The organism is Caldisericum sp. (genome assembly GCF_049967455.1).
In the GTDB taxonomy this organism is placed as follows: domain Bacteria; phylum Caldisericota; class Caldisericia; order Caldisericales; family Caldisericaceae; genus Caldisericum; species Caldisericum exile_A.
Genome location: NZ_JBMFSR010000105.1, coordinates 1 through 728 on the forward strand (window position 1 = coordinate 1; position 728 = coordinate 728).

The following is a 728-nucleotide window of genomic DNA, read 5'->3' on the forward strand; positions in this document are numbered from 1 at the left end:
CGAACAATACATCCAAACAGTTGAAGGAAAGACATGGGTAAATCAAAATATTACACCATATGAAATCTACTTGAAGTTTCTGTATGAATATTTTAAAGATGAACTACGTCAAACGGATGATATTTTTGGAAAATACTTACCAGAAAACTTCAAAAAGCTTGAGTATCAAGAACAAGCAGTTTTAAATGCAAAAAGACTTCTTGAAGAGTATGGCGGTGTGTTTATTTCTGATGTTGTCGGTCTCGGGAAAACGTACGTTACTGCCATGTTAGCAAGCCAGCTTGATGGAAGAACATTGGTGATTGCTCCACCTGCACTCTTACAAAAATCAAACCCCGGTTCATGGCCCAATGTGTTCTCAGACTTCAGGGTGCCTGCAGATTTTGAGTCGATCGGGAAACTTGAAGATATAATAAAGGGAGGTACAGAAAGATATTCTAACATAATCATAGATGAAGCGCATCGCTTCCGCACAGAAACAACGTTGTCATACGAAAATGTAGCTGAAATATGTCGAGGAAAACGAGTCATTCTTGTCTCTGCAACTCCGTATAATAACTCACCGCAGGATATTCTTGCTCAGATCAAACTTTTCCAGAATATCCGAAGAAGCACTATTCCAGGTGTCCCGAACCTCGACGATTTCTTTGATGAAATGAAGGCAAAGATAAGTAAGGTTGATCGTCAGAAAAATTACAACGAATATCTTGACCTCACAAAACAATGTG

The 728-nt window shown here is 38.7% G+C and carries 1 protein-coding gene; it reads left to right on the top strand.

Annotated features, from left to right (window positions below):
- On the top strand, nucleotides 1–728 hold a 728-nt coding region (locus tag ACP5SP_RS08045; RefSeq protein WP_428076562.1), incomplete at both ends, for an SNF2-related protein.